13 protein-coding genes are annotated in these 18,285 nt (G+C 69.4%); 9 read left to right on the top strand and 4 right to left on the bottom strand.

Translation table 11 applies throughout. The annotated features are described in order from the left end of the window. Nucleotides 1-11: 11 nt before the first annotated feature. Complete coding sequence (locus IE302_RS09330; RefSeq protein ID WP_191253839.1) at nucleotides 12-890, bottom strand: helix-turn-helix domain-containing protein; 879 nt, start codon at nucleotides 888-890, stop codon at nucleotides 12-14. Between the two features lie 87 nt (nucleotides 891-977). On the opposite strand from IE302_RS09330, the gene IE302_RS09325 reads away from it, so the two are divergent. The 3 genes from IE302_RS09325 to IE302_RS09315 are packed head-to-tail and all read left to right on the top strand — an operon-like array spanning nucleotide 978 to nucleotide 4,136. After that, a complete protein-coding gene (locus tag IE302_RS09325) occupies nucleotides 978-2,186 on the top strand; it encodes a hypothetical protein (RefSeq protein WP_191253837.1) in 1,209 nt (402 codons plus the stop codon). After that, the gene (locus tag IE302_RS09320) at nucleotides 2,183-2,965 is read left to right on the top strand and encodes an SDR family oxidoreductase (protein ID WP_191253835.1); all 783 of its coding nucleotides are present in this window, start codon (nucleotides 2,183-2,185) and stop codon (nucleotides 2,963-2,965) included. Before IE302_RS09325 ends, IE302_RS09320 begins: the two co-directional genes overlap by 4 nt. A 10-nt stretch (nucleotides 2,966-2,975) precedes the next feature. After that, nucleotides 2,976-4,136 (top strand): sulfotransferase family protein, encoded by a 1,161-nt coding sequence (locus IE302_RS09315; protein ID WP_191253833.1) that lies wholly within the window; start codon nucleotides 2,976-2,978, stop codon nucleotides 4,134-4,136. Nucleotides 4,137-4,223: 87 nt separating this feature from the next. On the opposite strand, the gene IE302_RS09310 is transcribed toward IE302_RS09315, so the two are convergent. Continuing rightward, nucleotides 4,224-5,909, bottom strand: coding sequence for a GGDEF domain-containing protein (locus tag IE302_RS09310; protein WP_191253831.1), 1,686 nt, complete (start codon nucleotides 5,907-5,909; stop codon nucleotides 4,224-4,226). A 72-nt stretch (nucleotides 5,910-5,981) separates the two neighbouring features. Continuing rightward, nucleotides 5,982-7,109 (bottom strand): lycopene cyclase family protein, encoded by a 1,128-nt coding sequence (locus IE302_RS09305; RefSeq protein ID WP_191253829.1) that lies wholly within the window; start codon nucleotides 7,107-7,109, stop codon nucleotides 5,982-5,984. Between the two features lie 43 nt (nucleotides 7,110-7,152). Between IE302_RS09305 and IE302_RS09300 the strand changes: the two genes are divergently transcribed. The 5 genes from IE302_RS09300 (at nucleotide 7,153) to IE302_RS09280 (ending at nucleotide 14,941) form a co-directional block, all read left to right on the top strand. Continuing rightward, nucleotides 7,153-8,715, top strand: coding sequence for a deoxyguanosinetriphosphate triphosphohydrolase family protein (locus IE302_RS09300; RefSeq protein WP_191253827.1), 1,563 nt, complete (start codon nucleotides 7,153-7,155; stop codon nucleotides 8,713-8,715). Between the two features lie 237 nt (nucleotides 8,716-8,952). Then, nucleotides 8,953-11,841, top strand: coding sequence for a S8 family serine peptidase (locus IE302_RS09295; RefSeq protein ID WP_191254729.1), 2,889 nt, complete (start codon nucleotides 8,953-8,955; stop codon nucleotides 11,839-11,841). Between the two features lie 273 nt (nucleotides 11,842-12,114). After that, nucleotides 12,115-12,783: an acVLRF1 family peptidyl-tRNA hydrolase gene (locus tag IE302_RS09290; protein WP_191253825.1), complete on the top strand. Its 669-nt coding sequence runs from the start codon at nucleotides 12,115-12,117 to the stop codon at nucleotides 12,781-12,783. Nucleotides 12,784-12,924: 141 nt separating this feature from the next. Then, nucleotides 12,925-14,553 (top strand): ABC-F family ATP-binding cassette domain-containing protein, encoded by a 1,629-nt coding sequence (locus IE302_RS09285; RefSeq protein WP_191253823.1) that lies wholly within the window; start codon nucleotides 12,925-12,927, stop codon nucleotides 14,551-14,553. A 178-nt stretch (nucleotides 14,554-14,731) separates the two neighbouring features. Further along, nucleotides 14,732-14,941, top strand: a complete 210-nt coding sequence (locus IE302_RS09280) for a helix-turn-helix domain-containing protein (RefSeq protein ID WP_003071237.1) — start codon at nucleotides 14,732-14,734, stop codon at nucleotides 14,939-14,941. On the opposite strand, the gene IE302_RS09275 is transcribed toward IE302_RS09280, so the two are convergent. After that, a complete protein-coding gene (locus tag IE302_RS09275) occupies nucleotides 14,942-16,243 on the bottom strand; it encodes a glycosyltransferase family 87 protein (protein WP_191253821.1) in 1,302 nt (433 codons plus the stop codon). Nucleotides 16,244-16,389: 146 nt separating this feature from the next. Here IE302_RS09275 and IE302_RS09270 point away from each other — a divergent pair, with 146 nt between their 5' ends. Next, nucleotides 16,390-18,255 carry an ABC transporter ATP-binding protein gene (locus tag IE302_RS09270; protein ID WP_191253819.1) on the top strand — a complete coding sequence of 622 codons (1,866 nt, stop codon included), beginning with the start codon at nucleotides 16,390-16,392 and terminating at the stop codon, nucleotides 18,253-18,255. Nucleotides 18,256-18,285: the final 30 nt, after the last annotated feature.

Below are 18,285 nucleotides of genomic sequence, written 5' to 3'. Positions count from 1 at the left end.
CATCCAGAGGACTAAACGCGCGGGTCGCGGCCGCCGGATTCGGCGGTGACGGCGTCGGCGTTGGCGGCCAGTGCCGCGCCCCGCCGCGCGATCTCGGCGCCGGTGATCGGTTCGCCGACCGACAGCGTGAGTACCAGCTCCTGCCTGCCCGCAGCGTCGAACGTCGGCGCGGCGAGCAGGCTCACCGCGTGCTTGTGGCGCGGCTCCAGATCGGCGCCGAGGTAGACGCGTTCGCCGAGGCTCGACACGAGTTCGCCCACCAGGCTCCGCACTTCGGGCGGCAGTTCCTCCGCGCCGACGCCCGCCATCAGCGTGTAGAGCCGTCGCCCGGCGGAGGTCAGGCTCTCCACCAGATAGCCGTGCTCGCGGCACTCGGCGACGACGCGACGCAGGTGCGCTTCGTCCAGCCGTACCGGTACAGCCGGGGGCTTGGCGAGCCACGCGTCGAACGCCGCGTCGGAATCCCACAGCACGTACATCAGGCCGACCGGCGGGGCGAACGGGTAGGTCTCGCCGAGTTTGACCCGGCCGGGCCCGGCGCTCTGCAGCATCAGGATCCGGTCCCCGACGACGGCCGACGCCGTGCACGTGGCGCCGTATCGCCTGCTCAGGTCCTCCAGATGCCGTCGCGCGACCTCGCTCGCGCCGAAACCCTCGCCCGCGACGCGGCCCGCGGCGACCATCGCCGGCCCGAGGCGGTACGTGACCGGGCTCGGGTCCCGGACCAGGTAGCCGCCCGCGGCCAGCTCGGTCACGATGCCGAGGCAGGTCGGTTTGGCCAGGTCCAGTGCGCGCGCGAGTTCCGAAAGGCCGAAGCGGCGGCCGGGGTGCGCGGCGAAGAAGTCGAGCAGCCGCACGACTCGCTCGGTGGGCGGGGAACGTCGGGCCATTGACCCATCCTTAGAACGCGTTCTAGTCTGATATCGGGAAGAACGTACCAAGTCGGTACGTATTTGTACCAGCATGAGGAGTCGCCGGTGCTCACTCAACCGTTCGCGGACGCGATCGTCGAAGCCGAGAAGGTCATCGCGGAGGCGCCGCACATCCGGACCGAACAGGATCTGGTCGAGGGATACGACTACCTCGCCGGCAGCATCCGCGCGTCCCTGCAGATGGCGTGGGCCTACGAACGGGACTATCCGTTCTTCACCCAGTCCACCGGGCCGTACACGAAGATGGGCCTGGACAACCCGGACACGCTGTACTTCAACGCGAACATCCGCGAGGACCGCGAGTACGTCGTCACCGGGACGCGGGGGAGCACGGCCGACGTCAGTTTCCAGATCCTCAACGGCGACTACTCACCCGTCGAGGTGCCGGACAGTCTCGCCGCGTTCGACGACCGCGAGATCGAGATCGCCGACGACGGCACGTTCGAACTCCGCTTCGGACCGGCCAAACCGGATCCCGGTCCCAACAGCGCCGATGAGTCCTCGGCGGGAAAACGTGCCTCGAACTACTTCGTCCTCGGCCCGGGTTCGTCGATGCTCGTGGTGCGCGAGGTCTACAGCGACTGGGCCACCGAACGCCGCGGCACGATCCAGATCCAGTGCGCCGACACCGCGGGCGGCGCGCCCGCGCCGCTCACCCGTGACGGGCTGGCCAAACGCTACGGCGTCTCCGGCAAGATCCTGCTGAGCAGGCTGCGCACCTTCCTCGCCTTCCCGAAATGGTTCTACCTGAACCTGCCGGCGAACACGATGACCGAACCGCGGCCGACGCCGGGCGGCCTGACCACTCAGTACTCCTCAGCCGGGCATTACGAACTCGGCGACGAGGAGGTCATGATCGTCACGGTGCCCCGTTCGGACGCGCCCTATCAGGGCATCCAGCTCGGCAGCGTCTGGTACCTCTCGCTGGACTACATCAACCACCAGACCAGCCTCACCGCCGACCAGGCGCGGGTCGACCCGGACGGCAAGATCCGGTTCGTGATCAGCGAACGCGACCCCGGCCTGGCCAACTGGCTCGAACGCACCGGGCACGATCGCGGCTACGTCCAGATCCGCTGGCAGCGGCTGTCTCGCGCGCTGGACGTCGCCGACGGTCCCGAGGTCGAGGTGGTGAAGTTCGGCGAACTCGCTGACAGGCTGCCCTTCCACGACGACGCCCGCGTGAGCCCGGAGGAATGGGCGGCCCGGATCGCGGCCCGCCAGGAGGCCGTCGCGGGGAGGATGCTGGGATGACGGATCTCTTGCGGGACAAGGTGGTCGTCGTCTCCGGGGTCGGACCAGGACTCGGCCGGTCCATCGCCGTGCGCAGCGCAGCGGCGGGTGCCGACGTCGTCCTCGCCGCGCGCACCGAATCCCGGCTCGCCGAGGTGGCCAAGGAGGTCGACGCGCTCGGCCGCCGCGCGGTCACCGTGCCCACCGACATCACCGACGACGCGTCGGCGGCGAACCTCGCCGAAACCGCGCTGAAGGAGTTCGGCCGGGTGGACGCCTTGGTGAACAACGCTTTCGCCATCCCGCCGATCATGGATCTCGCCGACGTCGACCTCGCCGCCGTGCGGGCGGGGTTCGAGACCAACGTGCTCGCGGCGCTCCGGCTCACGCGGTTGTTCACGGCTTCGCTCGAAGAGAGCGGCGGTTCGGTGGTGATGATCAATTCGGCCGTGCTGCGGCATTCCCGGCGGACGTTCGGCGCGTACAAGATGGCGAAGGCGAGCCTGCTCGCGCTCGCCCAGAGCCTCGCCTCGGAACTCGGCCCGCGCGGGATCCGGGTCAATTCCGTGGCGCCCGGCTACATCTGGGCGGACTCGCTGAAGTGGTATTTCGCTTACCTGGCCAAGGAACGCGGTGTGCCACCAGAGCAGGTGTACGCCGAGACGGCGGAGACGATCGACCTGCGCCGCCTTCCCGAACCGGACGAGATCGCCGACACCGTCGTGTTCCTGACCTCGTCGCTCGCCCGGTGTGTCACCGGCCAGTGTCTCGACGTCAACGCCGGCGAATACCACCACTGAAGGGGAGAACATGCTGCCAGGGCGGGAAAACGTCGGCACCGTGGAGGATCTGCACGCGTCGGCGGCGAAACTCACCGGGCTGGACGACTTCGGTGGAGACGACCATCTCGAAGGGCTGCGGGTCCTGCTGGATTCCTATGCCGGAGAGGCGGGTTTGACACCGTACGGCAACAAGATCCATCGCGCGTTCCTGCGCGGTGCCCTCGTGGCGAGGTCGTTGAGCGAGGCGTCCTGGAAACAGAACCCTCAGTACGCCGAGATTCCCGTCGAGCGGCCCATCTTCGTCACCGGCCTGCCGCGCACCGGGACCACGGCGCTGCACCGGCTGCTCACCGAGGATCCGGCGCACCAAGGGCTGGAGGTGTGGCTGACCGAGGTGCCGCAACCGCGGCCGCCGCGCGAGACCTGGGCGGAGAACCCCGTCTTCCAAGGGATCCAGGCGGGCTACGAGAAGCATCACGTCGACCATCCCGAGTTCATGGGACTGCACCACATGTCCGCCGACCAGGTCGAGGAATGCTGGCAGCTCCTGCGGCAGTCCCTGAAATCGGTGTCCTACGAATGCCTCGCGCACGTGCCGTCGTACTCGCGCTGGCTGGACGGGCAGAGCTGGACCGACGCCTATCGCAGGCACCGGCGGAATCTCCAGCTCATCGGCCTGCCCGACGCCGGGCGCCGCTGGGTGCTCAAGAACCCGAGTCACCTCTTCGCGCTCGACGCGTTGCTGGAGGTGTACCCGGACGCGCTGATCGTCCAGACGCATCGCGCGCCCAGCACGATCATCGCGTCGGTGTGCAGCCTGAACGAACAGGCTTCGGAGGGCTGGTCCGACGTCTTCCGCGGTGACGTGATCGGGCGCGCCCAGCTGGATCTGTGGGCGCGAGGCGCGGAAAGGTCGCTGGAGGCGAGAAAACGGCACGACCCGGCGCAGTTCTGCGACGTCCGATACGAGGATTTCGTCGCCGACCCGATCGGCACGGTCGAGGGTGTCTACCAGCACTTCGGGCTGTCGCTGAGCGACGAGGCACGGGACGCGATGACCGTCGTGCACGCCGAAAGCCGTTCCGGGGAAAGGAAACCCGTGCACCGGTACGACCTCGCGGACTTCGGGCTCACCGCGGGCGAGGTCGACGAACGCTTCTCCGCCTACCGCGCGGCTCACTCCCTCTGAAACCCCCGCATTTCGTCCTCTGAATGCGGTACTTGCGTGTGCAACTACCGCATTCAGAGGACGAAATGCGGGGTGTCGAGAATGAGGTCAGAAGCCGGCGGCGGCGCGTTGCGCGGGCAGGCCCCGCGTCGTGATGCCGCGCAGCACCTCGACCCGGTCCGAGCCCGGCCGGCCGAGCACCCAGCTCGACCCGGGCACCTCCTTGGCCCGCTTCTTCAGTGGCGCCAGGAGCCGGGAAGCGTCCTTGTAGGACCGGATCGCGCCGTTCCCGCACACCAGGGTCGCCAGCGAAACCGTCACGGGCAGCCCGTCGGCCGACCACGGCGTGTCCAGCAGCGCGGCGGCGACCGTGCCGATCTCGTCGACGTCGCAGGCGATCAGGAAATCGTCCCCGCCGACATGGCTGACCCGCATCCGGCGCAGCCGGGCCTCCAGATCGGTGAGCGTCCGGCCGAGGGTGCGGATCAGGTCGTCGCCCGCGGCGAACCCGGCGGTGTCGTTGACCGTCTTGAACGAGTCGACGTCCAGCCAGGCCGCGACGAACGGCTCCCGCGCGTTGATCCGGCGGTCGACGTCCCTGGCGACGGCGTCGCTGCCGGGCAGACGGGTCAGCGGGCTCAGCGAGACGGCCTCCTCGACCTTCGCCTCGGCGACGCCGCGGAGAACCTCGTTCACCAGCACCACACCCACGCATCGGCCGCGGTCGTCGACCACCACGACGTCGTCGCCGGTGCGGCTCCAGTCCGCGTCGGTGACCAGTTCGAGGAACTCCAGCGCGCTCGCGTCGGCGTGGATCGTGTGCGGCCGGTCGGCGAGCCGGGACGCGGGCCGCTTGGCGTGCAGGGCGTGGCCGTACAACCCGGTGACCGCGACCAGGAACCGGGTCCGGTCGATCGACCACTGTGGACGGTGCCGGTCGTCGATGCCGACGATGCCGCTCGGTCCGTCGGCGGCGGCCAGCACCTCGCGCACGTCGTCACAGGTCGCGTCTTCGGGCAGGGTCGTCGCGGGCTTGAGGAAGTCGCCGACCCGGCGGGCACGCGCGGTTCCCGGGATGAACGGGCCGGGCGCGTCCGGAGCGGGCAGCGGCGCGTGATCGCCGTCCGGCGGGGCGAGCAGGTTGCCCTGCGCGATCCGCACCCCGAGCCGCCGCGCGGACTCCAGCTGTTCGGTGGTTTCGAGCCCGGTCGCGACCAGCCGGTTGTCGGTGCGCGACGCGAAATGCAGCACCGCCTCGACGATCGCGACGGCGGCCGGGTCGTGCGGCAGGCCGCGCAGCACGCTGCGGTCCAGTTTCACCAGGTCGATCGGCGCGGAGGCGAGCAGCGTGAGCGGCAGGTCACCGCGGCCGAGACCGTCGAGCGCGAGCCGGAACCCGAGTTCGGTGAGCCGTCGCATCCCGGTGAGCAGCAGATCGGCGGGGATCTGCGTGAACGGCGGCCCGATCTCCAGCACGACGTCCCTGGTCCGGCGGCCGGACAGGGTGAGCGCTTCGGTCAGCGGTTCGAACCGGGACGGTGGTGCCGCCACGGTCCGCGCGGACAGGTTCAGGTGGAGCGGGAGGGTCGCCTGCGCCTCGTTCTGCTGCCGCACCGCTTCCGCCGCCAGACCCACGTCGACCTCGGTCAGCTTTCCGCTGCGCCGGGCGTCGGCGAGCAGTTCGTGGGCGGTGCCGCGGCCTGGCCGGGCCAGGGCTTCGAACGCGACGACGCCACCGGTGTGCAGGCTGTACAACGGTTGGTAAGCGAAGCGGACCGCGATCTGCAACGTCACAACCGCATGGTCGTCGGTGACGGTACGAAACGAAACACGTGTCAACTGATGTTCATCGTGCAGGCACCTGGGTTACCTAGAACGGCGTAACGCACGCCACCCGATCAGGTGTTTTCTTACTTTCCACGGCGCTATCCGGAAAAGTGCCGACATCGCTTCGACGGTCGCCGGGGCGTCTTCGCGGCCGGAAGTGAAAGCACGCTGGAGAGGGATCGGCAGCGTGAAGAAGAGATCGAAGAACACCGGGACCATTTCGGACGGCATTCCGCACAGCGCCCGCAGCCCGTGCCGCCGCAGCCCGTGCACCGTCCGGGCCGAGGCCGGCCACAGCGCGCCGTGAGCGGCCGCCGCGGCCGCGCCGGGTCCTCGTTCCCAGGACCGGGCGACGGCGTCGGCGACAGGCTCCGCGAGCCGCACCGACGTCGCGACGCTGTATCCGGTCGCCGGATGCACCAGGCCCGCGGCGGCCCCGAACGGCACCGTCCGGCCGCGCCGGGGCACCGGAACGTCGAGCACGATCCGCACGCGTTCCTCGCGCCCGCGTGACGTCAGCCCGACGGCCTTCAGCCGGGCACGCAGGCGCGCGGCGAGGAGTTCCAGCGGCAGACCGGGCTTGCGGGCCAGCGAGGTCTCCTCGACCAGGACGGCGCCGTCGCCGAGCGGCAGCACGTACAGGAAGCCTTGTTCGCTGCCGCGCCAGTCCATGAACACGGCGGTGTCCGGGCTGTCCACCAGGCGTAGCGCGTCCTCGGCCGGCAGGACCGCGCCGAAGGCCGTCTGTTCGTACCGGTCGCCTCGCGGCCGGGCACCGGAGGCGTCGAAGTACAGACCGGCCGCGAGGACCCGCCCGTCTTCGAGACGCACCGAGGAGCCCTGCCCGCCGTGGTCCACGCCGGACACCGTCCCGGCGACGACGTCGTAACCGCCGTCCAGCCACGTGCGCAGACCGGCGTTGTCCACCACGAGGTACCGCCGATCGAGGACGTGCGGCGCGGTGCCGAACGCGAGCGTCGTCGAAGGCGCGCAGGCGACGGCGTTTCCGGGCAGTGACGGCAGTTCGTCGGCCCACAGCCCATAGGTCGCCCGCCAGCGCCTCGCCGGTGCGGGGTCGATCAAGACCGTCACCAGGCCACGCCGGGCGCAGGCACGCGCGAGCGCGCGCCCGGCCGGGCCGCCGCCCGCGATCACCACGTCCGCCACCTGGGCAGTGTCTCAAAGCGCCCCGGCGGATACGGTGTGACGCATGGGACAGACGGATCCAAGGGCGTGGCGGCGCGATCCGGAGAGCGAGAGCGCCGGGTTCACCGACCTCGCCACGAGCCCGTTCCGCATCGACCGGGACCGGATCGCCGCGTCGCCGTTCTTCGCCCGGCTCGGCGGGGTGACCCAGGTGGTCAGCGCCGGCGGCTCCGGGCTGCTGCACAACCGGCTCACGCACAGCCTCAAGGTCGCGCAGGTCGCGCGCGCGATCGCCGAACGGATCAACTCGACCAGCGATTCCGCCGAACTCGCCGCGAAACTGGGCGGCTGCGACCCGGACGTCGCCGAGGCCGCCTCGCTCGCGCACGACCTCGGGCATCCGCCGTTCGGGCACCTGGGGGAGCAGACCCTCGACCGGATAGCCCGGCACCGGTTCGGCCTCGCCGACGGGTTCGAGGGCAACGCGCAGTCGTTCCGGATCATCACCACGACCGACGTGCGCGGGCCGTCCGCCTCCGGGCTCGACCTCACCACGGCGGTGCGCGCCGCGGTGCTGAAGTACCCGTGGGCGCGCCTGCACGTACCCGATCCGCATCCGACGTCGATGGACGTCCAGCCGCGCGGCGCGGCCGAACCGGCCGACGCGCCCGGCACCGGCGCGAGCAAGTTCTCCGCCTACAGCACCGAACTCGACGACTTCACCCAGGCGCGGGCGCCGTTCGCCGGCCGGATCGAACCCTGGCAGCAGACCGTCGAAGCGTCCGTGATGGACACCGCGGACGACATCGCCTACGCCATCCACGACCTCCAGGACTTCCACCGGATCGGTGTCCTGCAGCACGCGCCGGTCGCGGCCGAGTTCGCGGGCTGGGTCGACCACGCGGTGGAACTGGCCGGGCTGGACGACGCGACCTTGACCGCCGAACGGCGGCTGCCGGGCCGTTCGCTGGAACGGCTGCGCCGCCGGATGCACGCCAAGGACGGCTGGATAGTCGACGACGACGCGTTCACCAGCGCGGTCGCCCGTGTCCGCGCCGAACTCGTCGACGGGCTGCTCGCCACCGGATTCGACGGTTCGATCGAGGCCGAGCAGGCGACCGCCGCCTTTTCCGCGAAATGGACCGCGCGGCTCGTCGACGGCGTACAGGTGGTGTCGTCGCCTTCGACCCGGACGGGGCATCTCACGCTGCGTCCCGCGCAATGGCACGAGGTGCAGGTGCTGAAGTTCGTGCACCGGAGGTTCGTGCTGCTCCGCCCGGAACTCGCGCTGCACCAGCGCGGACAGGCGAGCCTCGTGACCACGCTGGTCGACGCGCTCGACGCGTGGCTGCTCGACCGCGACGAGTTCTACCGGCTCCCGCGGCGGCTGCACGATCTGGTGGAGCTCGCGCAGGCGGAGTTCACCGGGCTCGCGCGGACGTCGCCGGAACTGCTCATCGGAGCGACCGGGGAACCGGTCACCGGGGCCGACGCCGTGCGCGGTCTGGCGCGGGGGCGGGCGGTGGTCGACTTCGTGGCGTCACTGACCGACAAGCAGGCCGTGACCCTTTTGGACGGCTTGTCCGGTCGCGCTTCGCAGCCCTGGTCGGACTCGTTCGTCCTTTGAGGCCGGTCAGGTCATCACATCGTGACCATACGATTACGCTGAACAGGCTACGACTTGCGGCCAAAACGGAAAATCCCCATCCGACGTCACTCGAACGGCGCCTCCCGCCAGTGCACGCCCGGTACTTAGCTTGATCCAGCCGGTGATCGCCGGCGTCGGTCAGCGTGAGTCGGGGCACGCGCCTAGGAATCGGAGGCGCACGTGCGTCCAACCCGTTCTAACAGGAGAAGAAGATCGATTCTGACCGCGAGCACGGCGGCACTCGTCGCGGCGCTCGGCTTGGTCAGCCCACCCGTCTCGGCCGCGGAAACCGCCCAATCCCCGGACGCGTTCTCGGAGAACACCGTCCGGCAGATCGAGGCCCTGCAGTCGATCAAGAAGAACCAGACCGCCGAAGAGTCCAAAGTGGACAGCCGGCTTCTCGTCGAACACAAACTCCGCGCTCAACGCATGTCGGCCTCCGCGGTTCCCGCACTGGGGTCTGGGGCGAATGTCTCCGCCGCCGGCACCGTACTCGTGGACATCCGGGGCCAGGTCTCGGAAGAACTCCTGAAAAGTCTGCGTGAATCCGGTGCGGGGATTCGCGCGGTCTCGCAGCGGTACGGCAGCGTCCGCGCCGAAGTGCCGCTGAACGCGGTCACGGCGATCGCGGGCCGCGCCGACGTCAAGCGGGTCGAGACCGCCAACGAGGCGTTCACCGCCCGCCAACTGGCCGAGCCCGCCACCGCGGTCGAGGAGAAGCGGGAAAGCAAGGAAGAGAAGGCCGCCCGGATCGCGGACGAGCTGAAGAAGGCCATCGAGGCCAAGGGACAGGTCGGCGTCGCCGCCGGACCGGTCAACAGCGAAGGCGACCGCGCGCACAACGCCGACACCGCGCGCCAGCAGTTCGGCGTCACCGGGGTGGGCACCAAGATCTGCGCGTTGTCCGACGGCATCGACTCGCTCGCGACCTCGCAGGCGCGCGGCGAACTCCCGCCGGGTGTCGACGTGATCCCCGGCCAGGAGGGCAGCGGCAACGAGGGCACCGCGATGCTCGAGATCATCCACGATCTCGCGCCGAACGCGTCGCTCGGTTTCGCCACCGCGTTCAACTCCGACGCCAGCTTCGCCGACAACATCCGCAAGCTGCGGTTCGACGCGCACTGCGATGTCATCGTGGACGACGTCCTGTACTTCAAGGAATCGCCGTTCCAGGACTGGATCATCGCCCAGGCCGTGAACGACGTGACCGCCAACGGCGCGCTGTACTTCTCCTCGGCCGGTAACGAGGGCAACGTCGCCGACGGCACCTCGGGCCACTGGGAAGGCGACTTCGTCGACTCCGGCAAGGGCGTCGGCAAGTTCGCCGGGACCGCGCACAACTTCGCCGGGGCCGAGGGCAACCAGATCTTCCAGCCGATTTCGTCCGCGTCGTCGGCGGGCGTGCCGGTCACGCTGTTCTGGTCGGACCCGCTGGGCCGGTCGAACAACGACTATGACCTGTACCTGCTCAACGCGGCGGGCAACGTCGTCGACCTGAGCCAGGACGTCCAGACCGGGACCCAGGACGCCTACGAGCGGGTGGACACGCCCGCCGCCGGCGGTCTCGGGCTGCGGCTGGCCGTCGTCAAGTTCTCCGGTGAGGGCCGCTACCTGTCGCTGTCGGCGCTGCGCGGTCGTTTCTCCGACTCGCCGGACGGCCTCAAGGCCTACACCAAACCCGGCGTGACCGTGGGCCACTCGGCCGCGCGGGACGCGTTCAGTGTCGCGGCGGCCCCGGCGGCCAAGGCGTTCCCGCGTGCCCTCGAACCGAACGACCCGGCCAACCCGGCCGGTCCGTTCCCGGCCGCGTTCGGCGCGACCAGCAAGGTCGAACGGTTCACTTCGGACGGTCCGCGGCGCGTGTTCTACCAGGCCGACGGCACCCCGATCACCCCGGGCAACGTGTCCGGCACCGGCGGTGAGGTCCGCGCCAAACCGGACATCACCGCGGCCGACGGCGTCTCCACCAGCGTCACCGGGTTCACCACGTTCTACGGCACGTCGGCCGCCGCGCCGCACGCCGCCGCGATCGCGGGCCTGGTGCTTTCGGGCAACCCGGGGCTGCCCCCGGCCGAGGTGCGCGAGGCGCTGATCAACACCGCCGTCGACATCCTGGCCCCGGGCCGCGACAACTCCAGCGGCGCGGGCGTCATCCTCGCCGACAAGGTGCTCGCCTACACCGGTGCCAGCCCGCAGCCGCTCGTGACCGCGGGCCAGCCGACGGTCACCCCGGCCGACGGCGGTCCCGCGCTCGACCCGGGCGACACCGCCAAGGTGACCCTGCCGGTGACCAACCGCGGCGACGGCACCGCGACGTCGACCAGCGTCGTGCTCTCCAGCCCGACCCCCGGTGTCACGGTGGCGCCGCGGTCGAAGTCGTACGGCACGATCAGCCCCGGGCAGACCGGCGTGAACGACTTCACCATCACCGTTCCCCCCACGCAGGAACTCGGGGTGCCGGTGGTGCTGAACGCCAGGGTGACCTTCGCGGGTTCGTACTCGCCGACCACGTCGACGTTCTCGCTGCCGGTCGGCACCCCGTCGCCGGTGACGCAGAACTTCGCCTACGCCGGTGCGCCGGTGGCCATCCCGGACAGCGACCCGACGGGTGTGACCGTGCCGATCACGGTCAGCGGCGTCGGGCGCGCGGCGAAGCTGACGTTCTCGGTGGACGGGGCGACCTGCAACACCGACCAGACCTCGACGACCGTGGGCATCAACCACTCGTACGTCGGTGACCTGGTCGGCACGCTGACCGCGCCCTCGGGCGCCAAGGCGACCGTGTTCCAGCGAAACGGCGGCTCGGGCAACAACCTGTGCCAGGTCGTCTTCGCCGACAACGCGGCCACCCCGTTCAGCTCGGTCAGCGCGGCGAACAACCCGTTCACCGGGACCTACCGGCCGGCGCAGCCGCTCGGTGGCCTGACCGTCGGCGCCGCGGCCGACGGCACCTGGAAGTTCACCGCGGTGGACGTCGCCGGTGGCGACACCGGGTCGATCCGCGCGATCTCCTTGCACATCAACGGTTTCGCTCAGCCCACGGCGGCTGAGCGGCCCGCGAGTGTCGGGAAGTCGGTCGGGACTGGTCCGGTGAAGCCGGTCTAGCCCTTTCGTCGGTCCGTGAAGGACTCCTTGAGGGACTCTGGGTCTCTCAAGGAGTCCTTCACGGACTCCGTTATCGCCCACGTTCACCTCAGACGCACCAGCAGCCACAGCAGTCACAACAGCTGCGCGTGAAGGCCCCCTTCCCTCGGCTGAGCCGAGGAAACTCGACCTTCACACCTTGCCGAGTACATGAAGGGGGCCTTCATGTACCTCAGGCGGGCAAGGGCTCCGGTGCCGGCTGCCGAACCAAGCCCGGACCCGTAGGTTGGAGCCATGGCGAGGGAGCGGCAGGTGGCGGGCGGGGGACGCGCCGTCGAGGTCGCCCCGGAACGCCTCGAAGGCTGGTACGCCCGCTTCGCCGTCCGCAACGAAGGCGTCCGCGAGACGCGATTCGAACCGGAAACCGTCACGGTCACCGCGGAAAACGGAGTCATCGCCGTCGCGACCGTCCCTTTCGGACCGCTGAAAGCGGAAGGTGCGACAGCGGGACTGGCCGTCGGCCCGCTCGTCGACCACGCCCTCATCTCCCGGAGGATCGCGCTCCTGCTGGTCCGTCGCGGCGGGCACAGCGTCGGGATCGCGCGCGGGGGAGTGGTCGTCCAGTCCAGGACCGATCGCCACCTCGTCCAAGGCCGGTCCGCGGCGGGCGGCTGGTCGCAACAGCGGTTCGCGCGACGGCGGGAAGGACAAGCGCGCACAGCACTTCGTTCCGCCGCCGAGGACGCGTTCGAAGTCCTCGTGCCGCAACTGTCCGAAGTGGACGCCGTCGTGCTCGGCGGCGACCGCCGGGCGCTGGAATCACTGCGCGAGGACAGGCGGCTGGCGCCGTTGTTCCGGCGCGCCGAAACCTGGATTCTCGACATCGCCGAACCGCGTCGCACGGTGCTCGACGACGCGGCCGAGCGGGCGGTCGCGGTCGAAATCACCCTGTCCGGGCCGTGACCTCGGGCACGGTCGGATAAAACCGCTCGACATCGGCCCGTACACTGATCGCGTGGACATCCTCTTGGAGTAGCTCCTCGCCGGCCTCGCCCGGCGAGTCGAAGCTGTCCGCTCATCCACCCCCTTTTACCGGGAGTTCCCGTGATCACGGCCTCTGGCCTGCAGCTGCGCGCTGGTTCGCGCATTCTGCTCGACGACACCAACGTCCGCATCCAGCAGGGCGACCGCATCGGTCTGGTCGGCCGCAACGGCGCCGGCAAGACCACCTCGCTCAAGGTCCTGGCGGGGGAAGGCGAGCCGTACGCCGGCGAGGTCCGCCGCAGCGGTGAACTCGGCTACCTGCCGCAGGACCCGCGCGAAGGCGACCTGTCCGTCACCGCGAAGGACCGCGTGCTCTCCGCGCGTGGCCTCGACTCCTTGCTGCGCAACATGGAAAAAGCGCAGAACGCGATGTCGGAGCTGGTGGACGAGAAGGAACGCGACAAGGCGGTCAACCGCTACAGCCGTCTCGAAGAGCGCTTCGCCTCTCTCGGTGGTTACGCGGCCGAGAGCGAGGCCGCGCGGATCTGTTCCAACCTCGGTCTCGCCGACAGGGTGCTCGCGCAGACGCTGCAGACGCTCTCGGGTGGTCAGCGCCGCCGCGTGGAGCTGGCGCGGATCCTGTTCGCCGCCGCCGAAGCGGGCGCGGGCGGCAAGTCCGAGACGATCCTGCTCCTCGACGAGCCCACCAACCACCTCGACGCCGACTCCATCACCTGGCTCCGTGGCTTCCTGAAGCAGCACGACGGCGGTCTCGTGGTCATCAGCCACGACGTCGAACTGCTCGCCGACGTGGTCAACAAGGTGTGGTTCCTCGACGCGACCCGCGGCGAGCTCGACCTGTACAACATGGGCTGGCAGCGCTACCTCGACGCGCGCGCCACCGACGAGAAGCGCCGCCGCCGCGAGCGCGCGAACGCCGAGAAGAAGGCGTCCGCGCTGCAGCAGCAGGCCGCGAAACTCGGTGCCAAGGCGACGAAGGCGGTGGCCGCCAAGAACATGGCCCGCCGCGCCGAGCAGATGCTCTCCGCGCTCGACGAGACCCGCCAGGCCGACAAGGTCGCCCGGATCAAGTTCCCCGAGCCCGCCCCGTGCGGCCGGACCCCGCTCACCGCGGAGGGGCTTTCGAAGTCCTACGGCTCGCTCGAGATCTTCACCGGAGTCGACCTCGCCATCGACCGCGGTTCGAAGGTTGTCGTACTCGGATTGAACGGTGCCGGAAAGACGACTTTGCTCCGGCTGCTCGGCGGAATGGAAACTCCGGATACCGGCGAGACCATTCCAGGTCACGGATTGCGTTTGGGCTATTACGCACAGGAACATGAAACACTCGACCACGACGCGTCCGTGTGGGAAAATATCCGTCATCTCGCGCCGGACACGGGAGCGCAAGAGCTCCGGAACCTTCTCGGGTCGTTCCTCTTCACCGGCGAGCAGCTCGATCAGCCCGCCGGCACGCTTTCCGGCGGCGAGAAGACGCGGCTCGCGCTCGCCGGGCTGGTGTCCAGCGCTGCCAACGTTTTGCTGCTCGACGAGCCGACGAACAACCTGGATCCGGCCAGTCGTGCGCAGGTCCTGGACGCTTTGCGCAGCTTCTCCGGAGCCGTCGTCCTGGTGACGCACGACCCGGGTGCTGTCGAGGCTCTGGAGCCGGAACGCGTGATCCTGTTGCCGGACGGAACCGAAGACCATTGGTCTGCGGATTATCTGGAACTTGTCCAGCTTGCGTGAGGTCTGCGTCCGTTCGGGTGCTTGATCGATGCCATCCGGCCACTGAAATGGCCCAATGTGATCGCGGTTTCAGCAGTTTTGCGCTCGTCGTCTGGCATTCCGGCGCTCAGTGTTCGATCATTGCGGCGACAGGGGCCGTTATGTGGCCCAGAACACTCTCGGCGGGAAGGCGATCGACGTGGCTGATCTCAAGAAAGGCGCGCGGATCACCGGCAACACGCGTGACAAGCTGGCCGCTGACCTGAAGAAGAAATACGAGAAGGGCTCGAGCATCCGCGCTCTGGCGGAGTCCACGGGTCGCTCGTACGGATTCGTGCACCGGGTCCTCTCGGAGTCCGGCGTCCAGCTGCGCGGGCGTGGCGGTGCCACCAGGGTCAAGAAGAAGTAGTCACGAAGAAGTAGCGGACTGCTGCGCGGGGGGCGCAGTTCCCTTTCCCGGGACCGCTGTTTCACGGGTTTCAGCAGACAGGAAGACCAGCCTGGCACCGAGCAGGACCAGCGGATACACCAGGTATCCGTATCTCGTCGCCGGAGTGAGCAGGATCAGCGCGACGAGCCCGACAGCCATGCGTGTCAGCGCGTCCGATCCGGTCGCGGGAGGGCGGCGCACCAGCCAGACGAGGATCACGACGGCCGCGATGCCGAGCAGGGCGAAGGAAACCGCCGTGCCCACCGGGCCCAGTGAGGCGATGAGACGACCCGGCAACGGGCTCGCCGCCGGAGACTTGATCGCGCCGATTCCCATCGGGAACCGGAAGACGTGCTCGACGAACGCCTTCGGGTCCACGAGATAGACCGGGACGTGCAGGACGAGGGTCGTCACCACGAGTGCCGCGGCGAAGCCGCCCAGTGCGCGAGGGCCACGCCGCGTGATCAGCAGGACACCCAGTACCACCACCGCGGGCGCGACGATGAGTTTCGCGCTGATCACCAGGGCCAGCATCAGGCCGGACAGGACGGCGCGGCCGGTCGCGGCCAGTGCGAAGGACAGCACCAGCAGGCCGACGATGGCCAGGTCCGGTCCCGCCACCGCCCAGGTCAACGCGGTCAGCGGGCAGGCGAGGGCGAGCTGGGCCGCGCTGACCGGGATCTTCGGCCACTTCAGCAGTCGCAGCGTCAGCAGTACACACGCGACGGCCGCCAGGGCGAACATCCAGCGCGCGTCGGTGAGGGCGTTCGCGACCGGGCCGCCGCCGAAGAGCGCACGCGGCAGGCCGAAGACGGTCATGACCGGGCCGTAAGGGGTGTAATCGTTTACTTCCACCGCGCGACCGAGCGCGGTGACGTCGACGTACGGGGTTCCGTTCTCCAGCAGGAGTTTCGCCGACCGCTCGATCACCCAGACCTCGGGCTGGGCGGCCCACGAGATCGGCGTGACGAGCCAGTCCACTCCCGTCAGACGGCGAATGACGAGCATTCCCAACGGAAGGATCATTGCGAACAGTCCGATGGCGCCGATACCGATCCACCGCGAACCGAGCGCTCCGGCCGGCGGCTTGCCGCGCCGGGCGGCGATCGTCAGCCAGGAGGTGTGGACCACGGCGAGGCCGTAACCCGCCACGGCGAAGTTCGCCCACACGCGATAGCCGTAGAACTCCGCGACGGCCGTGTTCACGACGGCGAAGATCAGGCAGCCCGTGTAGAAGACCAAGTCGATGGTCAGTCGTCGCCGGTCCGGATCCTTGGTCACCGACTCAGGCTACCGACGCTGCCCGCTCCGCCGGAAAGAGGACGCGGAAACCGGGAAGCATCTGGTGTGCTGCGGTGTTGGTGATGCTTATATCCGGGAAAACTCTCGACTAATATCGAGGTTTTGGGGGCGAAGAGAGGGTTCTCATGGACAACACGTGGACGCTGATGAACTCGGCGATGAAGTCCGCCGACGTTCCGAAGGGGCTGCACAAGGGCACGCTCCGCCGCGTCGCGAGGTTCGCCAGGCCGCATTGGCGAAGGTTGCTGATATTCCTGGTGCTCACCGTCGTCTCGGCGGTCCTCGCGGTGAGCACACCGGTGCTGGCCGGGAAGGTGGTCGACGCGATCGTCGGCGGGCACGACGTGTCCGTGGTGGTGTGGCTGGCCGTGGTGATCGCGGCGCTGGCGCTGCTCGACGCCGGACTCGGGCTGGCGGAACGGGCCCAGTCGTCGAGGATCGGCGAGGGGATCATCCTCGACCTCCGGCTCGCGGTGTACCGGCACGTGCAGCGGATGCCGGTCGCGTTCTTCACCCGCACCCGCACCGGCGCGCTGGTGAGCAGGCTCAACAACGACGTCATCGGCGCGCAGCGCACCTTCACCGCGACACTGTCCGGTTTGGTCACCAACGTGATCCAGCTGGCGCTTTCGCTGGTGGTCATGGTGACCCTGTCCTGGCAGGTCACCTTGCTCGCACTGGTGCTGCTGCCGGTGTTCATCCTGCCGACACGGCGGCTCGGGCGGCGGATGGCCGGGTTGCAGCGGGAGGCCGGTCAGCTCAACGCGGCGATGACCACACAGATGACCGAACGGTTCTCCGCGCCGGGCGCGACGCTGGTGAAACTCTTCGGCGACCCCGGCCGGGAGGCGGGCGAATTCGGCGCGCGGGCCGGACGGGTACGCGACATCGGGGTGCGGACGGCGATGCTGACCCGCTGGTTCCTGACCAGCCTGACCACGGTCTCCGCGCTCGCGCAGGCCCTGGTCTACGGCCTCGGCGGGTACCTCGCGCTGACCGGGGCGCTCGCGCCGGGCACCGTCGTGGCGCTGGCGTTGCTGCTGACCAGGCTGTACTCGCCGCTGACCGCGCTGGCGAACGTCCGGGTGGACGTGATGACCGCGCTGGTGTCGTTCGAGCGGGTCTTCGAGGTGCTGGACCTCAAGCCGATGATCGAAGAGAAGCCTGACCCCGGCCGCGTTCCCGAAGGCCCGGTTTCGGTGGAGTTCGACGGCGTCCGGTTCGGCTACCCCGCGGCGGACCGGTACTCGCTGGCGTCGCTGGAGGACGTGTCCACTTTGGATCACCGAGGTGGGGAAGAAGTGTTGCACGGCATCAGCTTCCGTGCCGAACCCGGGCAGATGATCGCCCTGGTCGGGTCCTCCGGTGCGGGCAAGTCGACGATCGCCTCGCTGCTGCCGCGCCTCTACGACGTCGACGCCGGGTCGGTCAAGCTGTCCGATGTGGACGTTCGTGAGCTGAGTTCCGCCTCGCTGCGGGACACCGTCGGTGTGGTCACTCAGGACGGACATCTCTTCCACGACACGATCCGGGCGAACCTCGAATACGCGCGGCCCGGCGTCACCGACGCCGAGATCTGGTCGGCGCTGGACCGCGCCCGGCTGGCCGAGCTGATCCGGGGCCTGCCGGACGGGCTGGAGACCGTGGTGGGGGAGCGAGGCTACCGGCTCTCCGGCGGCGAACGGCAGCGACTGACCATCGCCCGGCTCCTGCTGGCGCAGCCGCGGGTCGTCATCCTCGACGAGGCGACCGCGCATCTGGACTCGCAGTCCGAGGCGGCCGTGGGCGAGGCGCTGACCGACGCGCTGGACGGGCGGACCGCGCTCGTCATCGCGCACCGGCTGTCGACGGTCCGGGCGGCGGACCAGATCCTGGTGATCGAGCACGGGGAGATCGTCGAGCGGGGGACGCACGAGGAACTTCTGGCACTGGAAGGGCGCTACGCGACTCTGTACCTGACGCAGTTCTCGGAGGAGCCCGCGGCCGCGTGACTCCGGAAACGCTATGAAGGACGCTTTCAT

The organism is Amycolatopsis oliviviridis, from assembly GCF_014654365.1.
Classification (GTDB): domain Bacteria; phylum Actinomycetota; class Actinomycetes; order Mycobacteriales; family Pseudonocardiaceae; genus Amycolatopsis; species Amycolatopsis oliviviridis.
Note: the sequence above shows the minus strand (reverse complement) of the source record. Positions and strands in the feature narration are given on the sequence as shown.

What these genes read in the sequence shown, in the direction of transcription:
- IE302_RS09330 (WP_191253839.1), bottom strand. Translation starts at nt 890, where the DNA reads ATGGCCCGACGTTCCCCGCCCACCGAGCGAGTCGTGCGGCTGCTCGAC.
- IE302_RS09320 (WP_191253835.1), top strand. Translation starts at nt 2,183, where the DNA reads ATGACGGATCTCTTGCGGGACAAGGTGGTCGTCGTCTCCGGGGTCGGA.
- IE302_RS09315 (WP_191253833.1), top strand. Translation starts at nt 2,976, where the DNA reads ATGCTGCCAGGGCGGGAAAACGTCGGCACCGTGGAGGATCTGCACGCG.
- IE302_RS09300 (WP_191253827.1), top strand. Translation starts at nt 7,153, where the DNA reads ATGGGACAGACGGATCCAAGGGCGTGGCGGCGCGATCCGGAGAGCGAG.
- IE302_RS09290 (WP_191253825.1), top strand. Translation starts at nt 12,115, where the DNA reads ATGGCGAGGGAGCGGCAGGTGGCGGGCGGGGGACGCGCCGTCGAGGTC.
- IE302_RS09270 (WP_191253819.1), top strand. Translation starts at nt 16,390, where the DNA reads ATGGACAACACGTGGACGCTGATGAACTCGGCGATGAAGTCCGCCGAC.